At 65.1% G+C, this 23,191-nt stretch carries 16 protein-coding genes and 1 tRNA gene; 12 read left to right on the forward strand and 5 right to left on the reverse strand.

Going from position 1 to position 23,191, the window contains the following annotated elements; genetic code table 11:
* Positions 1-116: 116 nt before the first annotated feature.
* Positions 117-1,109: a stage II sporulation protein M gene (locus tag AC1DJW_RS04395; RefSeq protein WP_390279639.1), complete on the forward strand. Its 993-nt coding sequence runs from the start codon at positions 117-119 to the stop codon at positions 1,107-1,109.
* 146 nt (positions 1,110-1,255) lie between these two features.
* A complete protein-coding gene (locus AC1DJW_RS04400; RefSeq protein WP_476900812.1) occupies positions 1,256-2,434 on the forward strand; it encodes a TIGR01906 family membrane protein in 1,179 nt (392 codons plus the stop codon).
* A gap of 101 nt (positions 2,435-2,535) precedes the next feature.
* On the opposite strand, the gene AC1DJW_RS04405 is transcribed toward AC1DJW_RS04400, so the two are convergent.
* Entirely contained in the window at positions 2,536-4,182 is a 1,647-nt protein-coding gene (locus AC1DJW_RS04405; RefSeq protein ID WP_390279643.1) for a dolichyl-phosphate-mannose--protein mannosyltransferase, read from the reverse strand.
* A gap of 149 nt (positions 4,183-4,331) precedes the next feature.
* On the opposite strand from AC1DJW_RS04405, the gene rsmI reads away from it, so the two are divergent.
* Together rsmI and AC1DJW_RS04415 are read left to right on the forward strand one after the other, a co-directional pair.
* On the forward strand, positions 4,332-5,174 hold the full coding sequence (gene rsmI / locus AC1DJW_RS04410; RefSeq protein WP_476900862.1) for a 16S rRNA (cytidine(1402)-2'-O)-methyltransferase: 843 nt from the start codon (positions 4,332-4,334) through the stop codon (positions 5,172-5,174).
* 189 nt (positions 5,175-5,363) lie between these two features.
* A complete protein-coding gene (locus tag AC1DJW_RS04415; protein ID WP_476900813.1) occupies positions 5,364-6,845 on the forward strand; it encodes an NAD-dependent succinate-semialdehyde dehydrogenase in 1,482 nt (493 codons plus the stop codon).
* 272 nt (positions 6,846-7,117) lie between these two features.
* Here AC1DJW_RS04415 and AC1DJW_RS04420 read toward each other — a convergent pair whose 3' ends face one another.
* The 3 genes from AC1DJW_RS04420 to AC1DJW_RS04430 form a co-directional block, all read right to left on the reverse strand.
* Positions 7,118-9,493 (reverse strand): transglutaminase TgpA family protein, encoded by a 2,376-nt coding sequence (locus AC1DJW_RS04420; RefSeq protein WP_476900814.1) that lies wholly within the window; start codon positions 9,491-9,493, stop codon positions 7,118-7,120.
* 155 nt (positions 9,494-9,648) lie between these two features.
* The gene (locus tag AC1DJW_RS04425) at positions 9,649-11,070 is read right to left on the reverse strand and encodes a DUF58 domain-containing protein (RefSeq protein ID WP_284752510.1); all 1,422 of its coding nucleotides are present in this window, start codon (positions 11,068-11,070) and stop codon (positions 9,649-9,651) included.
* Between the two features lie 22 nt (positions 11,071-11,092).
* Complete coding sequence (locus AC1DJW_RS04430; RefSeq protein ID WP_476900815.1) at positions 11,093-12,169, reverse strand: AAA family ATPase; 1,077 nt, start codon at positions 12,167-12,169, stop codon at positions 11,093-11,095.
* Positions 12,170-12,347: 178 nt separating this feature from the next.
* Between AC1DJW_RS04430 and AC1DJW_RS04435 the strand changes: the two genes are divergently transcribed.
* From AC1DJW_RS04435 to AC1DJW_RS04455, 5 genes are all read left to right on the forward strand, one after another.
* On the forward strand, positions 12,348-13,232 hold the full coding sequence (locus AC1DJW_RS04435; protein WP_390279649.1) for a TatD family hydrolase: 885 nt from the start codon (positions 12,348-12,350) through the stop codon (positions 13,230-13,232).
* Between the two features lie 266 nt (positions 13,233-13,498).
* Positions 13,499-14,644, forward strand: a complete 1,146-nt coding sequence (locus AC1DJW_RS04440; RefSeq protein WP_284752513.1) for a transglycosylase family protein — start codon at positions 13,499-13,501, stop codon at positions 14,642-14,644.
* Between the two features lie 107 nt (positions 14,645-14,751).
* A complete protein-coding gene (gene rsmA / locus AC1DJW_RS04445; RefSeq protein ID WP_284752514.1) occupies positions 14,752-15,633 on the forward strand; it encodes a 16S rRNA (adenine(1518)-N(6)/adenine(1519)-N(6))-dimethyltransferase RsmA in 882 nt (293 codons plus the stop codon).
* Positions 15,630-16,607: a 4-(cytidine 5'-diphospho)-2-C-methyl-D-erythritol kinase gene (locus AC1DJW_RS04450; RefSeq protein WP_476900816.1), complete on the forward strand. Its 978-nt coding sequence runs from the start codon at positions 15,630-15,632 to the stop codon at positions 16,605-16,607. Before rsmA ends, AC1DJW_RS04450 begins: the two co-directional genes overlap by 4 nt.
* Positions 16,608-16,658: 51 nt before the next feature.
* A complete protein-coding gene (locus AC1DJW_RS04455; protein ID WP_476900817.1) occupies positions 16,659-18,494 on the forward strand; it encodes an ABC-F family ATP-binding cassette domain-containing protein in 1,836 nt (611 codons plus the stop codon).
* A 929-nt stretch (positions 18,495-19,423) separates the two neighbouring features.
* On the opposite strand, the gene AC1DJW_RS04460 is transcribed toward AC1DJW_RS04455, so the two are convergent.
* Complete coding sequence (locus tag AC1DJW_RS04460) at positions 19,424-20,023, reverse strand: TetR/AcrR family transcriptional regulator (RefSeq protein ID WP_284752574.1); 600 nt, start codon at positions 20,021-20,023, stop codon at positions 19,424-19,426.
* 276 nt (positions 20,024-20,299) lie between these two features.
* On the opposite strand from AC1DJW_RS04460, the gene AC1DJW_RS04465 reads away from it, so the two are divergent.
* The 3 genes from AC1DJW_RS04465 (at position 20,300) to AC1DJW_RS04475 (ending at position 23,011) form a co-directional block, all read left to right on the forward strand.
* A tRNA-Gln gene (locus AC1DJW_RS04465) sits at positions 20,300-20,371 on the forward strand.
* 154 nt (positions 20,372-20,525) lie between these two features.
* On the forward strand, positions 20,526-22,034 hold the full coding sequence (glmU, locus tag AC1DJW_RS04470) for a bifunctional UDP-N-acetylglucosamine diphosphorylase/glucosamine-1-phosphate N-acetyltransferase GlmU (protein WP_476900818.1): 1,509 nt from the start codon (positions 20,526-20,528) through the stop codon (positions 22,032-22,034).
* Positions 22,031-23,011, forward strand: a complete 981-nt coding sequence (locus tag AC1DJW_RS04475; protein WP_028266439.1) for a ribose-phosphate diphosphokinase — start codon at positions 22,031-22,033, stop codon at positions 23,009-23,011. Before glmU ends, AC1DJW_RS04475 begins: the two co-directional genes overlap by 4 nt.
* Positions 23,012-23,191 lie beyond the last annotated feature (180 nt).

The following is a 23,191-nucleotide window of genomic DNA, read 5'->3' on the forward strand; positions in this document are numbered from 1 at the left end:
ATGTCTGCAGGACCGGACGGCTCCCGCTGGATCGAGTCTAGCCGCGGCCACGGATGCGGAGCAGGGGTTGCTCGGATGTCGGGACTGTTGGGGAGAGTTGGGATTAGGGTAGAGCCGTGGACATGGATGCCTTCTCTGTCGTGAACGGGACCAAATGGTCCCGCTTGTACGAGCTCGCGTACAAACGACGCCTTGACGGCGGCGAAGCCGACGAGCTTCTGCGTTTGTACCAAGTGGTGTCATCACACTTGTCCCTCATCCGCTCCGTGGCCCCGGAGAGCGCACTCTCCGCCTCGTTGTCGGCGGCCCTCGCCCAGGCCCGTACCCGCTTCACCGGGGCACGGTCGAATTTCATGGAAGACCTCGCCCGCTTTTTTGTGGTGTCCCTGCCGGCCGCGTTCTACCGCTTGCGGTGGCTCACGGTCTGCTGCGGGGTTTTCTTCTGCCTTGTGGCGGCGGCTTATACGCTCTGGATCGGATCGTCCCCGGACGCCCTGAGGGCCTTGGGAAGCAACGATGCCGTGAAGCAGTACGTCGAGCATGACTTCGTCGGCTACTACTCCGAGAACCCTGCTGCGTCCTTCGCAGGTGCTGTCTGGACCAACAATGCCTGGATCGGGGCGCAGGCCGTGGCCTTGGGCATCACCGGCTTCTGGGTGCCGTACATGCTGTTCTCGAATGCACAGGGCGTGGGAGTCGCTGCGGGAGTCTTTGCCGCCACCGGCAAGATGGATGTGTTTTTCAGCTACATCCTCCCGCACGGCCTCATGGAGCTGACGGCCGTCTTCATCGCCTCCGCCGGCGGTCTCCGCATTTTCTGGGCCCTGGTTTCCCCAGGCCCGCGCCGCAGGATGCAGGCAGTGGCGGACGAGGGGCGTTCGCTGATCACGGTGGCCCTCGGCCTGGTGCTTGTCCTGTTCGTTTCCGGACTCGTCGAGGCCTTTGTGACGCCCAGCCCGCTTCCGGTTTGGGCCAAGATCCTGATCGGTTCGCTCGTTCTCGCGGCATACTGGGTCTATGCCTTGGTGCTGGGCGGGCGGGCATTCCGTGCCGGCGCTACAGGCGACCTGGACGCAAACGACGCCGGTTATCGGGAGATCGCCGCCTGACGGCTCCCGGGTCCGGCCGCAATCCGGCGTTCGCCGGGGTGGCTCATCGTCTGTCTGCGAGGGCTGACGGTAGGCTCGAAGGCAGAGAAGATTGCCAGCGGACCGTTCCTGCTCCGGCATGTGAATCCTACGGAAGTGAAATCCAAGTGACCGAGAAGAGCCCCATCCCCAAAGACCCGGACGCGGATATCCACGACGACGGCGATGAGCCGGCCTTCGAATGGATGAAGCCTGCTCCCAAGTCCACGGCCGCTGACGCACGCCCGGCACGGGCTGCTGACGGAGACCAGGACACTTCGGCGAAGCGGATGCCCCAAGAGGGCAGGCCGGGAGCCGGGTCCGCCTCAGGGGCAGTTGCAGACGGGGCCGCACGGCCCGTGGATGGACAGCCTGCGGGAGGACAACAGCCGGAGAGCCGGGCAGACCGCAAAGCCGCTGAAGCAGCGGAGGCCGGGCCGGAACCGGCCCTCTTCGCGGAACCTCTGCCGACGTCGGCCCTTCAGGTCCGCCCGCCGGAGGCCGAGGTGGAACGTCGAAACCATGAGCGGGAGCAGGCCGCCAACGCCAAGCCTGTGGCGCCGCGTATTTTCCAAGTCCTGCTGGCCGTTTTCTACCCGGTGGTCCTCCTGGTGCTGGCAATCCGCGCCGTGGCTAGTCCGCTGTTTTTGTGGGTCGAGTATTACCGGCCGGGATTCCCCGGCGACGGCTATGGTTTCAACGCCGACGACCGGATGACCTATGGTTCCTATGCCCTGGACTATCTCAGCAACTGGTCCGGGCCACGCTACTTGGGGGACCTTGTCAACCAGAACGGCGAGAAGCTGTTCAAGGAGGGCGAAGTTTCGCACATGGCCGACGTCAAGACCGTGATGCTCTCCGCGTTCGGTGCCGGGGCCCTCATGATCATCATCGGCATCATCGCAATGATCTATCTGCGCAAGCGAAGCACGGGCGGGATCCGCCGCGGCCTGTTTGCCGGTTCGATCGTCACCTTGGTGCTCATCCTGGGACTGGGCACGCTTGCCGCACTGGGCTGGCAGCAGTTCTTCACGGACTTTCACCACATCTTCTTCGCCAACGGCACCTGGACATTCGCGCTCGACGACACGTTGATCCGATTGTTCCCGGGACAGTACTGGATGGACTCCGGGATTGCGATCGGTGCCCTGGTCTTCATCACTGCCCTGCTGACGCTCATCTTCACCTGGCCTACCCGCCGTCGTCGCGGACTTTCTCCGAAGAACGAGGCCGCAGCGGAAGGCGCCGCGAAGGCTGAGGATGCAGACGCAGAGGCCCGCGCGGAGGCCGGTGCGCCCGAGAAGTAACGCTTCGCCTACAACGGAAAAAGCGGCCCGCCTGGGAATTTCCAATTCCGAGGTGGGCCGCTTTTTGTGTGGGTGCTGTCCCGACCTTCCGGGCAGGCGCCTTAGATCCAGGACGGCATCCACATGCGCATGCGCCAGTCCTGGTAGCTGATCACTTCCGCTGTCCACACCGGATAGAAGAACGCCGACAGCAGGACGGCAAGGACCACCACAAGGCCGACCAGGTACAGGCCGGAGCGGCGGCGCCACGGCGGAGCGTCGCTCCTACCGAGCACTAGTCCCAATCCATAGACGAGAGCCAAGATCAGGAAGGGCTCGAAGGAAAGCGCATAGAAGTAGAACATGGTGCGTTCCGGATACATGAACCACGGCAAATACCCGGCGGCGACCCCGGCCAAGATTGCTCCTGCCCGCCAGTCGCGCCGTCCTGCCCACCAGAACAGCACCACGAAGAGCGCAATCGTGGCACCCCACCAGACCACCGGGTTGCCGACCGACAGGATCGCCGAAGTGCAGTTGGGCAGATCGCAGCCGGAAGTTCCCTGCTTGGGGGACTCATAGTAGAACGACGTGGGCCGCCCCATGATGAGCCAGGTCCACGGACTCGCCGAATACGGGTGCGGAGAGCTGAGGCCCTGATGGAAGTTGTAGGCCTGCACGTGGTAGTACGCCAGGGAGCGCAACGGCCCGGGAATCCATCCCCACGCGGCAGAGGGATTCGTATCGGCCCAATGCCGGTAATAGGCGTCCTTGGAAAGGAACCAGCCCGTCCACGTGGACAGATACACGGCACTTGCCACAGGGATCATGGTGAAGAACGCCGGAATGCCGTCCTTGATGACCGCGGCGCTGGGCCAACTCCGGATGCCCGCAATGCGCCTCGCGCTCATGTCCCAGAACACCGTCATAAGGCCGAAACCTGCCACGAAGAACAGTGCCGACCACTTGGTTCCAACCGCCAGGCCAAGGCAGACACCGGCCGCCAGCCGCCACCACCGGAATCCGAGCCACGGCCCTGAGGCGAGGTGCAACGCCGTCGGTCGGCCGTCCTTGGAGGCGCCAGCCAGGGCAGCAAGCCGTGCCGCCAGACGGCGCCGTCCGTCGTCGCGGTCCATCAGCAGGGCACCAAAGGCTGCGAGCAGCCAAAACATCAGGAAGATGTCCAGCAGGGAGGTCCGCGACAGGACCAAGTGGTGGCCGTCGACGGCGAGCAACAGACCCGCGGCCGCACCCAGGATGTGGGAACGGAACAGCTTCAGGGCGATCAAGGCGATCAGGAAGATGGAAAGAGTGCCCGTCAGGGCCGCGGAAAACCTCCAGCCGAAGGAGTTGTCCGAACCGAAGAGCCACATCCCGAAGGCGATCATCCATTTCCCGACCGGGGGATGCACCACGTACTCGGGAGAGTTGAGCAGGACGTTGGGGTTGCCTGCATTGAAGGCATCGTTGGCCTTGTCCGGCCAGGCCCGCTCGTATCCGCTGACCAGGAACGAGTAGGCATCCTTGACGTAATACGTCTCGTCGAAGACGAGGCTATGAGGGTCATCGAGGCGGACAAAACGCAGGATCCCGCCGATGACCGCCGTGACGGTGGGGATCAGCCAGAACCACAGCCTCAAGGACGGCGGATAATCGCGCCAGCTTTGGATGCTGCCAATGAGCCGCGTCCGCAGGGCCTCGGCCGTGAAAGCCTCCCGGGGCCGTATCAGCCAGGTTTGCGGGGCGGGGCGCACGGAGGTATCGGTCACTCAGCCCATGCTACCTTTTGCCTCCGGGAGCTCCCTTAAAGCCCTAGCGGGGGCATTAGGCTTGTTGGGTGACTGAACAGCTGAGCTCCCCGGATGAAACCACCGTTACTGACTCGGCGGAGGCCCTTGAGGCGCAGGCGCTTCCTGCCCTGCCCGATGGCGTAGGCCGGATAGTGCTGGCTGCCACTCCCATCGGGAACGTAGGCGATGCCTCCAGCCGGCTCATCGAGTTGTTGCAGACAGCCGACATTGTTGCCGCGGAGGACACCCGGCGCCTGCATCGGCTGGTCCAGTCGCTCGGCATCACCGTGTCGGGCCGGGTCATCAGCTACCACGAGCACAACGAAGCCGCCAAGACCGAGGAACTGCTGGATCACGTCCGGTCCGGCAAGACCATCATCATGGTGAGCGACGCCGGCATGCCCGCAGTGTCCGATCCCGGCTTCCGCCTCGTGGAGGGAGCCGTGGCAGCCGGGCTCTTCGTCACCGCCTTCCCCGGCCCGTCCGCCGTGTTGACTGCCTTGGCGCTATCGGGCCTGCCCACTGACCGGTTCTGCTTCGAAGGATTCCTGCCCCGCAAGGCCGGAGAACGCAGCTCCCGGCTTGCTGATCTTGCCAATGAACGCCGGACGATGGTGTTCTTCGAGGCCCCGCACAGGCTTGAGCCAATGCTCCGTGCCTTGCACGAGCGGTTCGGCCCGGACCGCCGCATCGCCGTTTGCCGCGAATTGACGAAGACCTACGAGGAAGTCATCCGGGGAACCGTCCGGGAACTGCTCGAGTGGGCTGAAAACAACGAGGTTCGCGGCGAGATTGCCGTCGTCGTGGCGGGCGCCCCCGAGCAGGCGCCGGGCAAGCCCGAAGACCACGTTGCCGCTGTCAATGAACTCATCGCCAAGGGCGTCAGGCTCAAGGAAGCCGTGGCCGCAGTGGCCGAAGACGCCCGCATCAGCAAGCGCGAACTGTACTCTGCCGTGCTCGCGGCGCGGTAGGGCCGTGCTCGCATCGCGGTAGCTTCAGGCCCAACCCGGGGGCTGTGCAACTGCACAAACTCTTGCTCCCGCGGCAGTGCGTGAAGGCGTAGACACTGCTTCGCGGCGGGCAGTACCGTGACAGTAATTCCACAAAAATCAAGTGTTGGTGCATCTCTACAACGTGCACCGACTGACGAAGGAGTCACTGTGACTGTTACCGCCGATCGCGAAAGCGAACTTCTCGCCTCCGTTCCCACGGGGCTGCTCATCAACGGCCAGTGGCTGCCTGCGGCATCCGGCAAGACCTTCGACGTCGAGGACCCCGCCACGGGCAAGGTGCTCATGAGCATCGCCGACGCCGGAGCAGAGGACGGCGCCGCGGCACTGGACGCTGCTGCCGCCGCGCAGGCCTCCTGGGCCCGTACCGCTCCGCGCGAGCGTGGCGAAATCCTGCGCCGCGCGTTCGAACTCGTCACGGCACGCGCCGAAGACTTCGCGCTGCTCATGACCTTGGAAATGGGCAAGCCCCTGGCCGAAGCCCGCGGCGAAGTAGCCTACGGCGCCGAGTTCCTGCGTTGGTTCTCCGAGGAAGCCGTCCGCGTCAGCGGCCGCTACTCCGCAGCCCCGGACGGCAAGAACCGCATCCTGGTCCAGAAGAAGCCGGTTGGTCCGTGCCTTCTGATCACCCCGTGGAACTTCCCGCTGGCCATGGCTACCCGCAAGATTGCCCCCGCGGTTGCCGCCGGCTGCACCATGGTGCTCAAGCCCGCCAACCTGACCCCGCTGACCAGCTTGCTCTTCGCCCAGGTCATGCAGGAAGCCGGCCTGCCCGCGGGCGTGCTCAACGTGATCCAGACCTCCACGGCCGGAGCCGTCACCGGGCCCCTCATCAAGGACAGCCGGCTGCGCAAGATCTCCTTCACGGGCTCCACCGCCGTCGGGCAGGCCCTCATGCGCGAAGCCGCGGACAAGGTCCTGCGCAGCTCCATGGAGCTCGGCGGCAACGCCCCGTTCGTGGTCTTCGAAGACGCCGACCTGGACAAAGCCGTCGAAGGCGCCGTCGCAGCCAAGATGCGCAACATGGGCGAGGCGTGCACCGCCGCCAACCGCTTCATCGTGCACGACTCCATCGCCGACGCCTTCGCCGACAAGTTCGCCGCCAAGATCTCGGCACTGAACACCGCCCGAGGTACCGAGCCGGACTCCACGGTCGGCCCCCTGATCGACGGCAAGGCCCGCAACGGCGTGCACGCCCTCGTGTCCGACGCCGTTGCCAACGGCGCGGTCGCCGTCACCGGCGGTGCCCCGGTGGACGGCCCGGGCTACTTCTACCAGCCCACCGTGCTCAAGAACGTATCCGCGGACGCCCGCATCCTCAAGGAAGAAATCTTCGGACCCGTGGCACCGATCATCACCTTCAAGAGCGAAGACGAGGCCATCAACCTCGCCAACAACACCGAATACGGGCTGGTTGCCTATGTCTACACCAGGGACCTGAACCGCGGACTGCGCGTCAGCGAACGGATCGAGACCGGCATGCTCGGCCTCAACGCCGGCGTCATCTCCAACGCCGCAGCACCTTTCGGTGGGGTAAAGCAGTCCGGCCTGGGCCGTGAAGGCGGTTTCGAAGGCATCGAGGAATACCTCACCACGCAGTACGTCGGCATCGCGGACCCTTACGCCGACTAGCAGGACTTCGGCGGACCTCTCGCAACGGGGAACTGCCGTTGAGTGAAAGGCAGGGCACCGAACCTTCGGGTTCCGGTGCCCTGCCTTTGCCGTTCCAAGCCCAACTGATCCCCACCGCCACCCTCGCCTCGCAAGTCCCCACCGGCTCCCAGCCTTCGCAAGCTCAGGCCGGGGCCCTCGCCGGTGGGGCCCCACGGCCAGGGAACCCTGGCGGCGTGGCCCCTCACTGTCGTTTAGGCGCCCATAACGACAACAACTGCTAGTGAGTTGGGTCAGCGCCGCCAGCGGATGGCTTCGAAGAGTCTCTGGACCGATGCTGCCGCCCGGCGTGCTGCCGCCGCGAAAATGCCACCCAGCCGGCGGAAGGGCGACCATAGCAGCTGGAACCACCTGGACATCAAGGACGGCGGGAACCACTCAGCACGGAAGACCGCGAACCACGAGGCATTGTGCCGGAACGCGGCACGGACTGCGGCGATCCGGACCGTGGCCGCGATCGCGTGCTCCGCCGCGGTATTCGCCGGGACGCCCGCCGGGGGACCATAACGCTGCCGTTCGAAGTCGCCGGTGAGTGAAGCGACCGCGCGCTGCCCGGCGTCGTCGTCGGCTCCCGACGGCGATGCTGCCGCCGCCGGCGCTCCGAGTGCAGTCGAGTTGCTCAACCGGGCCGCGAAATGCCGCGGGGTCTCGCTGGGCACGGGCGGTACACCGTAATCCGTGGCGAGGTCCTGGAGCTCAGCCCATGCAAGGACCGGACCACCCGGCCTCAGTCGCCGCGCCCGGATGCCGGAGCGGACCAGCCGCGGGGAGGCCGCCAACACTGCCAACAAAAGCGCGGCTGCGGTGACGTAGAGAACGGTTGCGGAGACGGTGCCCGTGCCCGATCCAGCCCCTGGACCGGCAAGCGGAGGCACTGCAGCCGTGCTCGGTGCGGGAGTCGAGGGGCCCGGGACCAGGTTCTCGTCATGCAGGTTGGTGCTCGGGCCGCCCGCTGCAACAGGCTCGGCAGCATAGGGCGGAACCACGCCGCGGGAAGGGGTTGGCTCGAAGGCGACCCAACCGACTCCCTCGAAATAGAGTTCGGGCCAGGCATGGGCGTCACGTGCATCCACCTGGTACTCCGGCAAGGGTTCTTGTCCCGCCACGGCAACTGTCGCCCCTGTGGCGTGACCCGGCGCATAGCCCACAGCGATGCGGCTCGGGATTCCCTCGAGCCGCGCCATGACGGCCATCGCGGAGGCGAAGTGCACGCAATAGCCGCTCTTCTGCTGTAGGAAATCCGCCAGCACCGACATGCCGTTGCCGTCATAACCGCCCTGGACGGGAGCCTGCAGTGAGTAGCTGAACTGGGACGAGCGCAGGTAGTCCTGGATTGCCATCGCCTTGGCATAGTTTCCGTTGGCTCCGGCCGTCACTGTCTTGGCGGTGTTCTTCACGATGTCCGGAACATTGCTCGGCAGTTGGATGAAATCCTGCGAGATGGAGGTGGGCTTGGCGTTGTCCTGGCTCAACGTTGCGGTCGTCAGGGCGGGCAGTGCGGAATACACCGTGTACTGCTGGTTCCTCGTGGTGCCGTCCTCGCCGCGGATGCTAAGCGTCTCGGGATCCCACGACCAGCGTCCGCTCAGGCCGTTGACGGCGGTTGGGGCATACGGGACCGGCAGGTACGGACTGGTGAACTGCCCGGTATCGATCACCGTCAATTGGCGCACCAGCTCAGAGGGGAGTGGGTAGTCCGGCGCCATGCGGCCCGGTCCTATGCGCCGGGAGGCTTCGCGGTCGTCCGGTGCCCAAGTATCGCCGTCGAACTTGTCAATGGTGACGGAGCGCAGGTACACCGGGGCCGTGGAACTCGTGGCATAGGTGATGCTGCCATCGCCGGTGGGATTCCGCAGGCTGTTGCCGAGCGTGATCATGGGGTTCAGGCCGTTGGAGACGCCCCAGGGATTCAGCCGCGAACCCACCGGAAACGTCCCTCGCTCGAAGCCCGGGATCGCCAACGGCAACAGGAGTCCCAGCACCAGGGCCACGCCACCGATCACCATCGACCGTTTGAGCTGACCCGTGCCGTGGGAGTTGTCGGTCTGCAGCCGCGAGTCCGGCGCGAACCACTGGCTGCAACCCAGGATCAGGATGAAGCCGATGGCGGCGGCGAGGAATCCGAGGAGCCCACCGCCTTGCGGCTTGATGGTCGCCGGGAAAACGAGGACCACCAGCAGGCCCAAGCCACTCGTCGCAGGCATGCCGAGCGGGACCGCCAGGGCATCGATGAGGACAGTTACCAGGCCCAGGCCCGCGCAGGCGACGAACACTATTCCGGCGTTCGGGGAGACGGGCGCAGTTTCCGAGACCACCGTTTCGCCGGCGCGTTTGAGGAATTGGCCCAGCGTGTCAAGGGTCGCTCCGGAGGGAATGAAGCCCGCGATGCTTTCCGGCCGGAAGAACGTGAAATCGAGGATGAACACCAAGGCGATCAAGCCGCCCAACGTCGTGGGCAACGGGTGCACCCTCAGGGCACGAAGGACAGCCAGGGTCAATCCGACGATAAACACCGTGGTGATAGCTGGAACCAGCCACACCCAGCCCCTGAAGACCCCGTTGAGCGCGAGGGAAGCTCCGAGCACGGCGACGGCGATGGCCGCGGACATTGCCCAAGGGTAGGCTCCTGGTCCTTGCTTGCGCGGGGCGCGGGGCGCCGTTCCCGGGCCACCGGCACTTCCCCCACCGCTGGAGGAGGCGTCACCGCTCGCTGCCGGCCCCGGGAGCGGGGACCGTCCCGGAGTGCCGTTCCTGGAGGTAGTGGTCATCGTGGCACCGCCGCGCCACGGCGGACGTCCATCGCTGCGGCAGCGGCGGCGAGGATCTCTCCTTGATCGAAACCGGCCCATGCAGCTGGAAGGTCCGTTCTCGAACTTACGGCGACGGCACGCCAGCCGCCCAGCTTCAGGGCTTCGATGACGGGCTGGACATGGTGCGGGTGGTCGGTAACCACGAGGGCAAAAGCGTTGGCCCCGTAGCCGGCGGCCGGTGCCAACGCACGGGCCTCGGAGAGCGGCATATTGCCGAGCAGCGCGAGAACGGGACCACGCAGGCGGTGTGCCGCCAGTTTGTCCATCAGGTGGTCGTCGAAGGGCGCCTCAGTACCCTCGACTACGCTGGCGGCCTCTTTGCGGCCGCGCTCGCCATGGACATGCCGCGGGCCGCTGAGCTGAATGGCGGCGAGGCTTTCGGCGATGGATTGCAGGCCTCCCAAACCACTGAATTCCTCGGTTTCCGGATACGGCGCGGAGCGGGATGCGCGAAATGCGGGGTGACCTGCGGCATCGAGGAAACGCAGCGAATAGTTGCGATCGGCGAGGTGGGCGCTGATCGACATCGCTGCCGTCACGACCCATTCGAAGTTCTCGCTGCTCACCAGTTCAAAAGCGTCGTCGTGGGCAGGGCCGAAGACCGCGGCCGAGCCCGACACGAAAGCGGAATAGCGCTGGTCCAGGATGATGGTCGCCTCGGGCGTGGTGACGGATTCCTCTTGCCGCACCATGAGTTCGCCGTGCCGCGCTGTCGCGGCCCAGTGGACGCGTCGCATCGGGTCGCCGTGCCGGTATTCGCGGGTCATCACGTCGTCGTCGCTGGGATTGGCGCGGATCCGGGTGGCCGTCACACCGTCGTTTCCGCGTGCGCCGGCGAGGCCGGTGGCGGGGAGTTCGACGGCGGCAGGCGTCACGGTGAGGATGTCGCCGTCGTCGATCTCGTGCCGGTGCAGCGACAAGCCGAAGGGATCGCAGAACTCGGCCGTGACCGGACCGATCCTGAACTGGCCGCGCTTGCCCGAACGCAAATGGTATTCATAGCGGCTGGTGCCACCGGAAGCGGTCCGGGCAGGAAACCGAAAGGCCGGAGGTTCGCCGAAGCGCGGCGGCAACTGTTCCTCCATGATTACGGGCCCGGCGGCTGCTCCGGTCCGTGCCACCGCCAACCGCACCGTGGCCGTGGAGGAGGTTTCCACCGAAGAGGGATGGAATTCGCGGAACACCTGGAAGCGTGGTTTAAGGATGCGGACGCCGGCAAGCGATACCAGCGGCAGCACCAGCAGCAGGATCCCGAGGGCCAAAAGATCGCGCCTGCCCATGATCTGGGCAAGCAGCAAGGAGCCTACACCGCTGGCCAGCAAGCCCCACCCGCGGGTGGTGAACAGATGCTTCGGAAGTAGATCGATCAGCGCCATGCCTGCCCCCTCCCTCGATCTCCTAGCTACTGCGGCGTTCCGCGCCGGCGTCCTGGCTTACCGGGAGGGAAGCCAGTATGGCCCGGATGATGCTCTGCGGAGTGTCACCGGAACTCGCGGCCTTCCGGTCAAGGATGATGCGGTGTGCCAGGACGGATTCGGCGACGGATATGACGTCGTCGGGAAGGACGAAATCCCTTCCGTCAAGGGCGGCGGTCGCTTTGGCCGCCCGCAGCAGTTGCAGCAGGGAGCGCGGGCTGGCGCCGAGACGCAGGCGGGCGCTGTCCCGGGTGGCCCGACCCAAGGCAACCGTATATTCCTTGACGGATTGGGAGACGTAGACCTGCTGCACCGTGGCGATCATCGCGGCGACGTCCGCGGAAGTGACCACCGGGGTGACTTTGGAGAGGGGTGAGACCGCCTGATGCGTCTCGAGCATCTCGATCTCCGAGAGCTTGTCAGGGTAGCCCATCGAGATGCGGGCCATGAAGCGGTCGCGCTGCGCCTCCGGCAGCGGATACGTGCCTTCCATCTCGATGGGGTTCTGCGTCGCGACAACCATGAACGGCTCGCCCAGCTGGTACGAATGGCCGTCCACCGTCACCTGGTGTTCCTCCATGCATTCGAGGAGGGCGGACTGCGTCTTGGCGGAGGCGCGATTGATTTCGTCCCCGATCACGATATTGGCGAACACCGCACCCATCCGGAACTCGAACTGCCGCGAGGACTGGTTGTAGATGGAGACGCCCGTGACATCCGAAGGAAGCAGGTCCGGGGTGAACTGGATGCGGCTGACCCTGCAATCGATGGTGCGGGCGAGGGTCTTGGCGAGCAACGTCTTGCCGACGCCCGGCACGTCCTCCACCAGCAGGTGGCCTTGGGCGAGGAGCACAGTGAGGGCAAGTTTGGCGGCCTCGGCTTTGCCGTCGATGACTTTGTTGATGGCCGCAAGGATCTTCTCGCTGGCAGCGTGGAATTGCTCAGGATCCATGACGGTCGGCTTGTACCCGTTGAGGGACTCGCGCTCAGGCGGCAAGGCAACCACGGCCTCGTCCCGCAGCAATTGTTCGTCAACGGTGCCGTGTCGCTTTGAGTCCATGGACAATCCCCTCAGCCATGACAGCATCCCAGCCGGGCCGCGGTGCCTTGGCCGGGATATATACCGCCTTTTGTACCAGACTACCCAGCCTAGGCCCGCCGCAGACAGAGGCATGTTCCGTAGGGAGGGATCAGTGCGCAGTCAGGAAGGGATCAGCAGAGAAAGATAGGGTGGATCCATGTGCAATTCCCTCCCACCGGCTTCCTACCGCGCGCCTGAAACCGGCGATTCCCGCAAGGAGTACCCGCCTGCTCCCGAGCCGCTGCCGGTCCCCGTGATGGACAACCACACGCACCTCGACTTCCGGCACGGCCTGCTCGAAGTCGCGGTGGCGGATGCTTTGGACGCGGCCGAAGCAGTGGGTGTCCAGGGCGCGGTGCAGGTAGGTTGCGATCTGGAGTCATCGCGGTTCACGGTCCAGGCGCTTGACGCGGACCGCCGGCTCCTCGGAGCTGTCGCGATCCACCCCAACGATGCCCCTGTGTACGCGGGCCGCGGAGAACTGGAATCGGCGCTCGCGGAAATCGAAGAACTGGCGGCCCATCCGAGGGTCCGGGCGATCGGTGAAACCGGGCTTGATTTCTACCGCACCCACGGCGACGGCTTGGTGCACCAGCGCCATTCGTTCCGCCGCCACATCGATATCGCGAAGAGGCTGGACCTCACCCTCCAGATTCACGACCGTGACGCCCATGACGACGTCGTCCAGGTTCTCCGGGAGGAGGGCGCCCCGGAGCGGGTGGTATTCCATTGCTTCTCGGGCGATGAAGAGCTGGCACGGATCTGTAACCTGAACGGCTGGTACATGTCCTTTGCAGGCACCATGACGTTCAAGAACGCCGCAAATCTGAGGGACGCGCTGGCCATCGCGGATCCGGAACTGGTGCTCGTCGAAACCGATTCCCCGTTCCTCACACCCCACCCCTACCGGGGCCGGCCGAACGCGAGCTACATGGTGCCGTACACCGTTCGTTCCATGGCTGAAGTGACCGGAACAGAGCTGTCCGCGCTGTGCTCGCAACTGGCCCAAAACACCGTGGCGACATACGGATCCTGGGACTGAGCAGAAATCGTATTACATACCCGGTATGTAAATATCTTGGTCACTTTATAACGCTTCGGTTACAGTGGGTAACCAGTAGCCGGGGTCGGGGAAGGCCTTCGGACAACTAACTCCGTTCGCAATTGGTGGTTTCAGTTGAATTGAGTGTGGCGGCGCACAACTCCGCTGCAGTCCTCCTGCATGCTTCGGCACGCATCCCGGACCGCGGCTGGAGGCCCCTGTGCGCTTTTCCCCGTGCCCGGATGGTCCAAAAGTTACGGGCAAACATGGTCAAGTTCTTCACCACGGGCGGCAAGTTCAGTTTCGTCAAGGTCGGTGCACAGTTGCTGGTGCTTTCAGCACTGGTACTGGGAGTGGTTGCTTTCACGGGCAACAACAAATCAGTCACCCTCAACGTCGACGGCAAAGTGAGTTCCGTCCAGACCTTCGGCAATACCGTTGACCAAGTGGTCAAGGCAGCCAAGGTTGATCTGAAGGCTGAAGACCGGGTTTCCCCGGCTTTGGATGCCTCGGTGCAGAACGGTTCCATCATCAATGTCAACCTGGCCAAGGCCGTAACCGTGAGCCTTGACGGCGCCCAGCGGACGGTCAACACCACGGCTCCCAACGTCGAAGGCCTCGTCTCCGAACTCGGCGTCGCGAGCGCATCCGCTGTCTCCCAGCCCAAAGATACGCAACTCGCCGTCTCCGGATCCTACGTTTCGATCCTGACTCCCAAGACGATCAGCCTGATCGTGGACGGCCAGAGCTCCTCAAAGACCACGACGGCGCCCGACGTGGGCACCGTCCTCAGCGATGCCGGCGTCTCGCTTGGCGCGAACGACCGGGTTTCGCAACCCAACTCGGCTCCGGTAGTCCAGAACATGGTGATCAAGGTTTCCCGGGTGGACACCAGCAAGACCGCCACCGAGACGGAGAACGTCCCCTTCGACACCGTCACCACGGAAGACGCCACCCAGTTCAGCGACCAGAAGACGGTAACGCAGGAAGGGGTCCTCGGGCTGCTCAGCAAGACGTTCAAGCTCGTCTTGGTGGATGGTCGTGAGGCTTCCCGGACTTTGGTTTCCTCTGACGTCACCGTCCAGCCGGTCCCCGCGAAGGTAACGGTCGGCACCAAGGAGCGCCCCAAGCCTGCCGCGGCTGTTGCCTCCGGACCTACTGGCGCGCCGAACGAGGCCATGTGGGACAAGATTGCGCAGTGTGAGTCCGGTGGGAACTGGGCCATCAACACCGGCAACGGTTACTACGGTGGCCTGCAGTTCGACATCCAGACCTGGATCGGTTCCGGCGGTGGCGCCTACGCTCCCAACGCGGCCGCCGCCAGCAAGGCCCAGCAGATCGACATCGCCAACCGCGTCTACGCGCAGCGTGGCCTCTCGCCGTGGGGCTGCGGATGGGCAGCTTCCAGCTAGGCAGGAAATGAAATTGGCCGGGTCCGGATTCTTCGGGCCCGGCCATTTCGCATAGTGAAGAGGGCGCGCGGGCGCCCCCGCCAGTGCTCAGACGATACGATACCTAGGTGACTGAACCGAATTCCGAACACGCCGCCGTCGCGCCCCTTCTGGGAGCTGCGGACATCCGACGGCTCGCCGAGGAAATCGGTGTCCGACCAACCAAAACCCTGGGGCAGAACTTCGTCATCGACGGGAACACGATCCGGAGGATCGTCTCTGCCGCTGGTATTGATCCCGAGGAAACCGTGCTGGAGGTAGGGCCGGGGCTGGGTTCGCTGACGCTCGGCCTGCTCGACGCCGCCAAAACCGTTGTAGCCGTCGAAATCGATCCCGTACTGGCCGGCAAGTTGCCGGAAACGGTCCGTACTTGGCGCCCGGAGTCGGTGGACGATTTCCACCTCGTCCTCTCCGACGCCATGAAGGTCACTGAGCTTCCTGTGCAGCCCACCGCGCTTGTGGCCAACCTGCCGTACAACGTGGCGGTCCCCGTGGTTCTTCACCTGCTCCAACATTTCCCGAGCCTGCAACACGGGCTGGTCATGGTCCAGGACGAGGTGGCGGACCGGTTGGCCGCGGGTCCCGGCTCCAAGATCTACGGAGTCCCGTCGGTCAAGGCCGCTTGGTACGGCCACATGCGCAAGGCCGGCGTGATCGGAATGAATGTCTTCTGGCCGGCGCCGAAGATCCACTCCGGACTCGTGTCCTTCACGCGCGGCGCGCCGCCGGCAACCCACGCCACGCGCGAACAGGTCTTCGCAGTCATTGACGCCGCGTTTGCCCAGCGCCGCAAGACGCTCCGCGCGGCCCTCGCAACGTGGGCCGGGAGCGCCGCGGAGGCCGAACGTTTCATCGTCGCTGCCGGAGTTGACCCGACTGCCCGCGGAGAAGTGCTCGATATCAACGCGTTTGTCCGGATCGCCGAGGCACGCCACCCCCTGGACGCATGAAGCCGGCAATCAGCGGTGTGAACCGGGGGCGCTTCGTCGCCCGGACCGTACGCGTCCGGGCGCCCGGCAAGGTGAACGTTTCCCTCAACGTCGGCCCCTTGCGGCCCGACGGCTATCACTCTGTGGCCAGCGTGTATCTCGCGGTTTCCCTGTACGAGGAAGTAGCCGCCACGAGCACGGAGGGGACCGGGATCACGGTCAGCATCGCTCCCGCGAGCACGTTGGATCTCGACGATGTGGACATCCCGCTGGACGAGCGGAACCTCGCCTACAAGGCCGCCGCCATCATGAGGGATGTCTCGGAGAACGCCACGGGCGTGCACTTGGAAATCACCAAGCGCGTCCCCGTCGCCGGGGGCATGGGCGGCGGCTCGGCCGACGCCGCGGCGACGCTCCTGGCCTGCGATGCCCTCTGGAACAGCGGTTTGTCACGCGAAGAACTGGCCCATCTGGCCGCCGAGTTGGGTGCGGACGTGCCGTTCTCGCTTCTCGGAGGCACCGCCGTCGGGCTTGGCGTCGGCGACGAACTCTCACCCGCCCTCGCGAAAGCGCAGATGGACTGGGTCCTGGTCTGCGCCGACTACGGACTCTCCACACCCGAGGTCTTCCACACCTTGGACAGGCTTCGGAACACTGAGAAACTCGAGATCCCCGAGCCGCTTGAGGTCGACGCCAAGATCCTGCAGGCGCTGCGCGACGGGAATCCGGATGCCCTGAGCAAAGTCCTCATCAACGACCTCCAGCGCGCTTCGATCGAGCTGGCCCCGCAATTGCGTGACACCATCGGGATAGGGGAGTCGAACGGAGCCCTCGCCGGGATTGTTTCCGGTTCCGGCCCCACGGTGGCTTTGCTCGCCCACAACCCCCGGGCGGCCGAGGGGCTCGCCGAGGACCTTCGACACCTGGGACACAACGCCCTCGCTGTGCACGGCCCGGTTCCCGGTGCGCGGATCATCTCCGATACCCTCCTATGACAAGTCGCCAGTAGCGATTTCCTGATTATTCACACCAGAAAGTAGTACCCAGTGGCCCACCTGCTCGGCGGCGAAAACCTCACCGTTTCGTTCGCAACCCGCACCATCCTCGACGGCGTAACCCTTGGTTTGGAGGACGGCGACAGGATCGGCATGGTCGGGCGCAACGGTGACGGTAAATCGACGCTGATGCGCTTGCTGGCATTGCGCTCGACGCCGGACTCCGGCCGCGTCACCAAACGCGGCGACGTCAATGTCGGCTATCTCGACCAGTCCGACGTGCTCGACGGCGACCTCACGGTCGGCGTCGCGATCGTCGGCGACCAAGCCGACCACGAATGGGCCGCGAACCCCAAGATCCGGGAGATCATGGGCGGCCTCGTGGCCGACGTTGATTGGCACGCCAACGTGCATGCCCTCTCCGGCGGACAAAAGCGCAGGGTCGCCTTGGCCAAACTGCTCATCGAGGACCACGACGTGATCATGCTCGACGAGCCAACCAACCACCTCGACGTCGAAGGCGTCGCCTGGCTCTCGCGGCACTTGAAGACCCGCTGGCGGGCCAATCAGGGCGCGTTCCTTGTGGTGACCCACGACCGGTGGTTCCTGGACGAAGTCTGCAACCGGACATGGGAAGTGCACGACGCCATAGTGGACCCGTTCGACGGCGGTTATGCGGCCTACGTGTTGGCCCGCGCCGAGCGTGACCGCACCGCATCCGTCGTCGAAAGCAAGCGGCAACAGCTGGTCAAGAAGGAACTGGCGTGGCTGCGCCGGGGAGCCCCTGCGCGCACCTCGAAGCCGAAGTTCCGCATCGAAGCCGCCAACGAGCTAATCGCCGATGTTCCTGATCCGCGCGACTCGGTTGCCCTCAGCAAGATGGCAACCGCGCGGCTCGGCAAGGACGTGCTGGACCTTGAAGGCGTCTCCCTGGACTTTAAGGGCGACGACGCCGGCCGGAAGCTCTTCGACGACGTGACCTTACGCTTGGCGCCGGGGCAGCGGCTTGGACTGGTGGGCGTCAACGGTGCCGGAAAGTCCACGCTCCTGAGGCTCCTCAACGGCGAGATCACGCCGAGTTCCGGCAAGGTCAAGCGCGGCAAGACTGTTGTCACCGCCGTGTTGAGCCAGGACGTCAAGGAGCTCGACGACGTGTCCGACCTTCGCGTGATCGAGGTCATCGAACGCGAGAAGCGTTCCTTCAGCGTTGGAGGCAGGGAATTCACGGCCGGCCAGCTCGTGGAGCAGCTTGGGTTCACGAAGGAAAAGCAGTGGACCCCCGTCACTGACCTTTCCGGTGGCGAACGGCGCCGTCTGCAACTCTTGCGCCTGCTGGTGGGCGAACCGAACGTCCTGATGCTCGACGAACCCACCAACGACCTCGATACCGACACCCTTGCCGCCGTCGAGGACGTCCTGGACGGTTGGCCCGGCACGCTCGTCGTAGTCAGCCACGACCGCTACCTGCTGGAACGCGTCACGGATTCCCAAATGGCACTCTTGGGCGACGGCAAGTTGCGCGGACTTCCCGGCGGTGTGGACCAGTACCTGGAATTGCGCGAAGCCGCGCTGGCGAGCGGCGCAGTGACCGGCGGCGCGTCGAGCGGGAGCGCCAGGCCGACGGCGGCAAGCGGCTCGAGTGCCGACGCTTCCGGGCCGAGCGAAGCCGAAAAGCGCGAGGCCCGTAAGGACCTGAACCGGATCGACCGGCAGCTCGGCAAGATCGCGCAACAAGAAGAGAAGCTGCACGTCCAAATGGCGGCGAAGTCCCAATCCGGCGACTTCGACGCCCTCGGCGAACTGAACACCAAGCTCCAGGAGCTCCTCGAAGAAAAAGAAGGCTTGGAGCTCGAGTGGCTTGAGGCCGCGGAGATCCTGGGGGAGTAGGCGGGCAGGGACGGGCGGCGGCACCCTTTGCGTGGTCACCTTGGGTGCCGGAGCCGGCCCTTCCGCGTCGCTTAGCGCGGAGGTTCCTTCCCAAAGCTCGCAAGCTCGCTTCGGGGCCCTCGGAACGCCGCTTCGACGCAAGAGGGCCCGCTCGCTCGCTGAGCGACCTCCGGCCCACGAAGGGCCGCGATGCGCTCCTTTCGGAAGAACCGCCCCCGGCGAGGAAAGTCACCTCGCGGGGCGGCGGACTTCCGGCGTCGTCCGCCAGCGGTGGGATGGATAGGGGGCCGTGGAACTCGAGGCACAAGGGAGACTGTAGGTCGTCGCGAACGAGCGAACCGACACCCAAATTTGCCCGCGACTCGGATCGAGAAAATCGATGCGCGGATTCCGGTGTCGACAGGGATTTTGCGCGTCGACGGGGGGCACCTGCGTCGGAGGTCCGGGCGCGGGTGGGAAATCGTTGCTGGGGAATCGGGGGGGCGATTCTCGACACCCAAATTTGCCCGCGACTCGGATCGAGAAAATCGATGCGCGGATTCCGGTGTCGACAGGGATTTTGCGCGTCGACGGCGGCACTGGCGTCGGAAGCAAGGCGCGCCAAACGGAAGGTTGGCAGGAGCGGCGCTGCGGGCCTTCGGGTAGGAGCGCATCGCGACGCAACGGGCACTGGAGGTCGCTCAGCGACCGCAGGTGCCCTTTTGCGTTGTGTCTAAGCGACGTCGAAGGGCGGTTGCGTCGCGGAGGCAACTACGGACGCTACCGCGGAGGTGGCCACGGGCGACGGCGAAGGGCGGTTGCGTCGCGGAGGCAACTACGGAGGCGACCACGGACGAATCCCGAACCGCGAACACGGCAGCCGCGAAGGCGCCCGCGGAAACGCGCCCACGGATGCGCCGCTAAACGCAACCGCAGAGCAACCAGAGCCCCTACCCCTCGCTTCGCAGTTCCGGTTCCTTTTGCAGGCCTGTCAGGCCGTTCCATGCCAGGTTGACCAGGTGGGCGGCTACTGCGCGTTTGTCGGGCTCGCGGTGGTCCAACCACCATTGGCCGGTCATGGCCACCATGCCTACCAGCATCTGGGCATACATGGCGCCGTCGGCTGCGCTGAATCCTCGCCGCGAGAATTCGTCGGCGAGCAGGTTTTCCACGCGATCGGCCACGTGGGAGAGCAGCGTGGAGAAGGCGCCTTCGGGCTGGGAGGGCGGAGCGTCGCGCATGAGGATCCGGAAGCCGTCGCTCCGCTCTTCGATGTAGCCAAGTAGGGCAAGGGCTGCCTGTTCAACGAGGACGCGTGGTTTGGCTTCGGCTGCGAGGGACTCGTTGATGGCGTCGAGCAGGATCCGGAATTCGAACTCCACAACCTGCGTGTAGAGGCCTTCCTTTGAGCCGAAGTGCTCGTAAATCACCGGTTTGGACACGCCTGCGGCGGCTGCGATTTCGTCAATGGTTGTGGCGTCTAGTCCCCGGACGGCGAAGAGGCCCCGGCCTATTTCGATGAGCTGGGAGCGCCGCTGGGAGCCCGTCATCCTGGCACGGGCAACCTGGCCTGCGGGTGGGTGGTTGATCACCCTGGAACCCGTCGACTGCCGGGGAAGTCCTGTGCTGTTGCTCACGCATCCATCATGCCTTATGCCAAGCGTGAAGCGGCCTCGGGAGGGCCTGCCAATACCGCTGGAAAGGACTCGGGGATGCGCCAAGTCGCGAACACCGCAATGGTCATGGCAAACTAGATTCTTGTGTGTGCGACCCGGTCAAACGGGAACCCCGCGGACCTCGCGTCCGCAAGGGCCACGTGCGCACGGTCCGCTCTGGTGTAATGGCAGCACCCCGGCCTTTGGAGCCGTGGAGTATAGGTTCGAATCCTATGGGCGGAACTTGTCGGTGGTCTGCCGGCACCGCCTCTGATGGCACTGCGTATCCCGAAGCTGTCCACTGGCTGCGCGGAAAGCTGTGAATCGGCAAGAGTAGGATAGAGCAGATGCCGCAGCCGGGTTCGCCCGGACGTAATCGAGCAAGGAGAGCGACTTCGTGAGCCCCGATACTACTGGCCCCGCCGCTGTTATTGTCCTAGCTGCCGGAGCCGGTACGCGCATGAAGTCGCGGACTCCCAAAATCCTTCACGAAATCGGCGGACGCTCCATGGTGGCGCACGCCATCCTCGCGGCGCGTTCCATCCATCCCCGGCAGCTGGCCCTGGTGGTCCGCCATGAACGGGACCTCGTCGCCGCGCACATTGAACTGATCGATCCCGACGCCGTCATCGTGGACCAGGACGATGTTCCGGGAACCGGACGCGCAGTGGAAGTAGCTCTTGACGCCTTGGACGCGAAGGCCGAACTCACTGGGACGGTAGTGGTCACGTATGGCGATGTGCCTCTGCTGACGGGTTCCCTTCTCTCCGAGCTTGTCGCCACGCATGAATCCGAGGGCAACGCCGTGACGGTCCTGACCGCTGTCCTCGACGACGCCAATGGTTACGGCCGTATCCTTCGTGCCGAGGACGGCACCGTGCTTGGCATCCGTGAACACAAAGACGCCAGTGACGCTGAGCGCTCCATCCGCGAGGTCAACTCCGGCATCTATGCCTTTGACGCAAAGGTGCTCCGCGCGCAGCTGCACAAGGTGACCACTGACAACATCCAGTGCGAAAAGTACCTCACTGACGTGCTCGGACTGGCGCGCGACGCCGGAGGCCGGGTTTCCGCCGTCGTCACCAAGGACCGGTGGCAAGTGGAAGGCGCTAACGACCGCGTCCAACTGGCCGCCCTCGGCGCCGAGCACAACCGCCGTACGGTCGAGGCCTGGATGCGTGCGGGTGTCACGGTCGTTGACCCGGCCACCACGTGGATCGATTCCACGGTCACCTTGGACGAAGACGTCCGGCTCCTGCCCAACACACAGCTCCACGGCACCACCACCGTGGCGCGCGACGCCGTCGTCGGGCCCGACACGACCCTCACCGATGTTTCGGTGGGCGAAGGCGCGAAGGTGACCCGCACCCACGGCTCCGGATCCACTATCGGCGCCAAGGCCACGGTAGGCCCGTTTACCTACCTGCGTCCCGGCACTGTCCTCGGGGAGACCGGCAAGATCGGCGCCTTCTACGAAACCAAGAACGTGACGATCGGCCGCGGTTCCAAGCTGTCCCACCTCGGCTACGCCGGCGACGCCGAGATCGGCGAGGACACCAACATCGGCTGCGGCAACATCACGGCCAACTACGACGGCGAGAAGAAGCACCGCACGGTGATCGGCTCCGGCGTGCGGACCGGTTCCAACACCGTCTTCGTGGCCCCCGTAACGATTGGCGACGGCGCGTACAGCGGCGCCGGCGCCATCATCCGCAAAGACGTTCCCGCCGGAGCCCTCACCTTGAGTGTCGCTCCCCAGCGCAATGCAGAAGGCTGGGTCATCGCCAACCGGCAGGGCAGCAACTCGGCCCAGCGGGCGCAGGCTGCGCAAGCCGCGCATGGCTCCACTGCCACCCCCGATTCCTCAAGTACTCCGGCAACCACAGAAGAGGGCACACAGGCATGAGCGAAATTACCGCACACGGCGAGAAGAAACTAGTTCTCGCCGCCGGACGGGCGCACCCCGAGCTGGCGCAGGAAATCGCCAAGGAGTTGGAAACTGAACTCCTGCCTATCGACGCCTACGACTTCGCGAACGGGGAGATCTACGTGCGCTCGGCGGAGAGCGTCCGTGGCACCGATGCCTTCGTCATCCAGGCGCACCCGGCTCCGCTGAACAACTGGCTCATGGAGCAGTTGATCATGATCGATTCCCTGAAGCGCGCTTCGGCGAAGCGGATCACGGTGGTTTCGCCGTTCTACCCGTACGCCCGGCAGGACAAGAAGGGCCGCGGCCGCGAGCCGATCTCCGCCCGCTTGGTGGCAGACCTCTACAAGACTGCCGGCGCGGACCGCATCATGTCCGTGGACCTGCACACGTCCCAGATCCAGGGGTTCTTTGACGGCCCCGTGGACCACCTCATGGCCATCCCGCTGCTTGCCGACTACATCCGCACCAGGGTCGAAGCGGACAACATCACCGTTGTCTCGCCGGACACCGGCCGTGTCCGCGTCGCAGAACAGTGGGCCGAGCGCCTGGGCGGTGCGCCTTTGGCGTTCGTCCACAAGAGCCGCGACCTCACGGTGCCGAACCAGGCTGTCTCGAAGACCGTCGTCGGGCAGATCGAAGGCCGCACCTGCGTCCTGATCGATGACATGATCGACACCGGTGGAACGATCTCCGGCGCTGTCCAGGTCCTCAAGAACGCCGGTGCGAAGGACGTCATCATCGCGTGCACCCACGCCGTGTTCTCCGAGCCGGCGGCGCAGCGCTTGGCCGATTCCGGTGCACGCGAGGTTGTCGTCACCAACACCCTGCCGATTCCGGCCGACAAGCGCTTCCCGCAGCTCACGGTGCTGTCGATCGCACCGTTGATTGCGCGCGCCATCCGTGAAGTGTTCGACGACGGTTCCGTCACCAGCCTCTTCGACGGCAACGCCTGACCCGCCAATCCGCTGGTCGGGGCCGTTTTCCCTTCGGTGGGACGCGGCTGCTAAACTCTTGGGGATACCTTGGCGAGGGAGAGCACATCCGGGTTAAAACCGGATTGCGGGTCTCCGTTATCGACTGGGTCTGAATCTCCTTCAACGAAGGCGGACTGAACCTGCTGCTCAGCGGCCGGC

It is taken from the genome of Arthrobacter sp. 05L417 (assembly GCF_056397865.1).

Coding starts and splice junctions, on each gene's coding strand:
- AC1DJW_RS04435 (WP_390279649.1), top strand. CDS start 12,348: ATGTGCAATTCCCTCCCACCGGCTTCCTACCGCGCGCCTGAAACCGGC.
- AC1DJW_RS04450 (WP_476900816.1), top strand. CDS start 15,630: ATGAAGCCGGCAATCAGCGGTGTGAACCGGGGGCGCTTCGTCGCCCGG.
- AC1DJW_RS04460 (WP_284752574.1), bottom strand. CDS start 20,023: ATGACGGGCTCCCAGCGGCGCTCCCAGCTCATCGAAATAGGCCGGGGC.
- AC1DJW_RS04475 (WP_028266439.1), top strand. CDS start 22,031: ATGAGCGAAATTACCGCACACGGCGAGAAGAAACTAGTTCTCGCCGCC.
- AC1DJW_RS04430 (WP_476900815.1), bottom strand. CDS start 12,169: ATGGACTCAAAGCGACACGGCACCGTTGACGAACAATTGCTGCGGGAC.
- AC1DJW_RS04440 (WP_284752513.1), top strand. CDS start 13,499: ATGGTCAAGTTCTTCACCACGGGCGGCAAGTTCAGTTTCGTCAAGGTC.
- AC1DJW_RS04425 (WP_284752510.1), bottom strand. CDS start 11,070: ATGGCGCTGATCGATCTACTTCCGAAGCATCTGTTCACCACCCGCGGG.
- AC1DJW_RS04420 (WP_476900814.1), bottom strand. CDS start 9,493: ATGTCCGCGGCCATCGCCGTCGCCGTGCTCGGAGCTTCCCTCGCGCTC.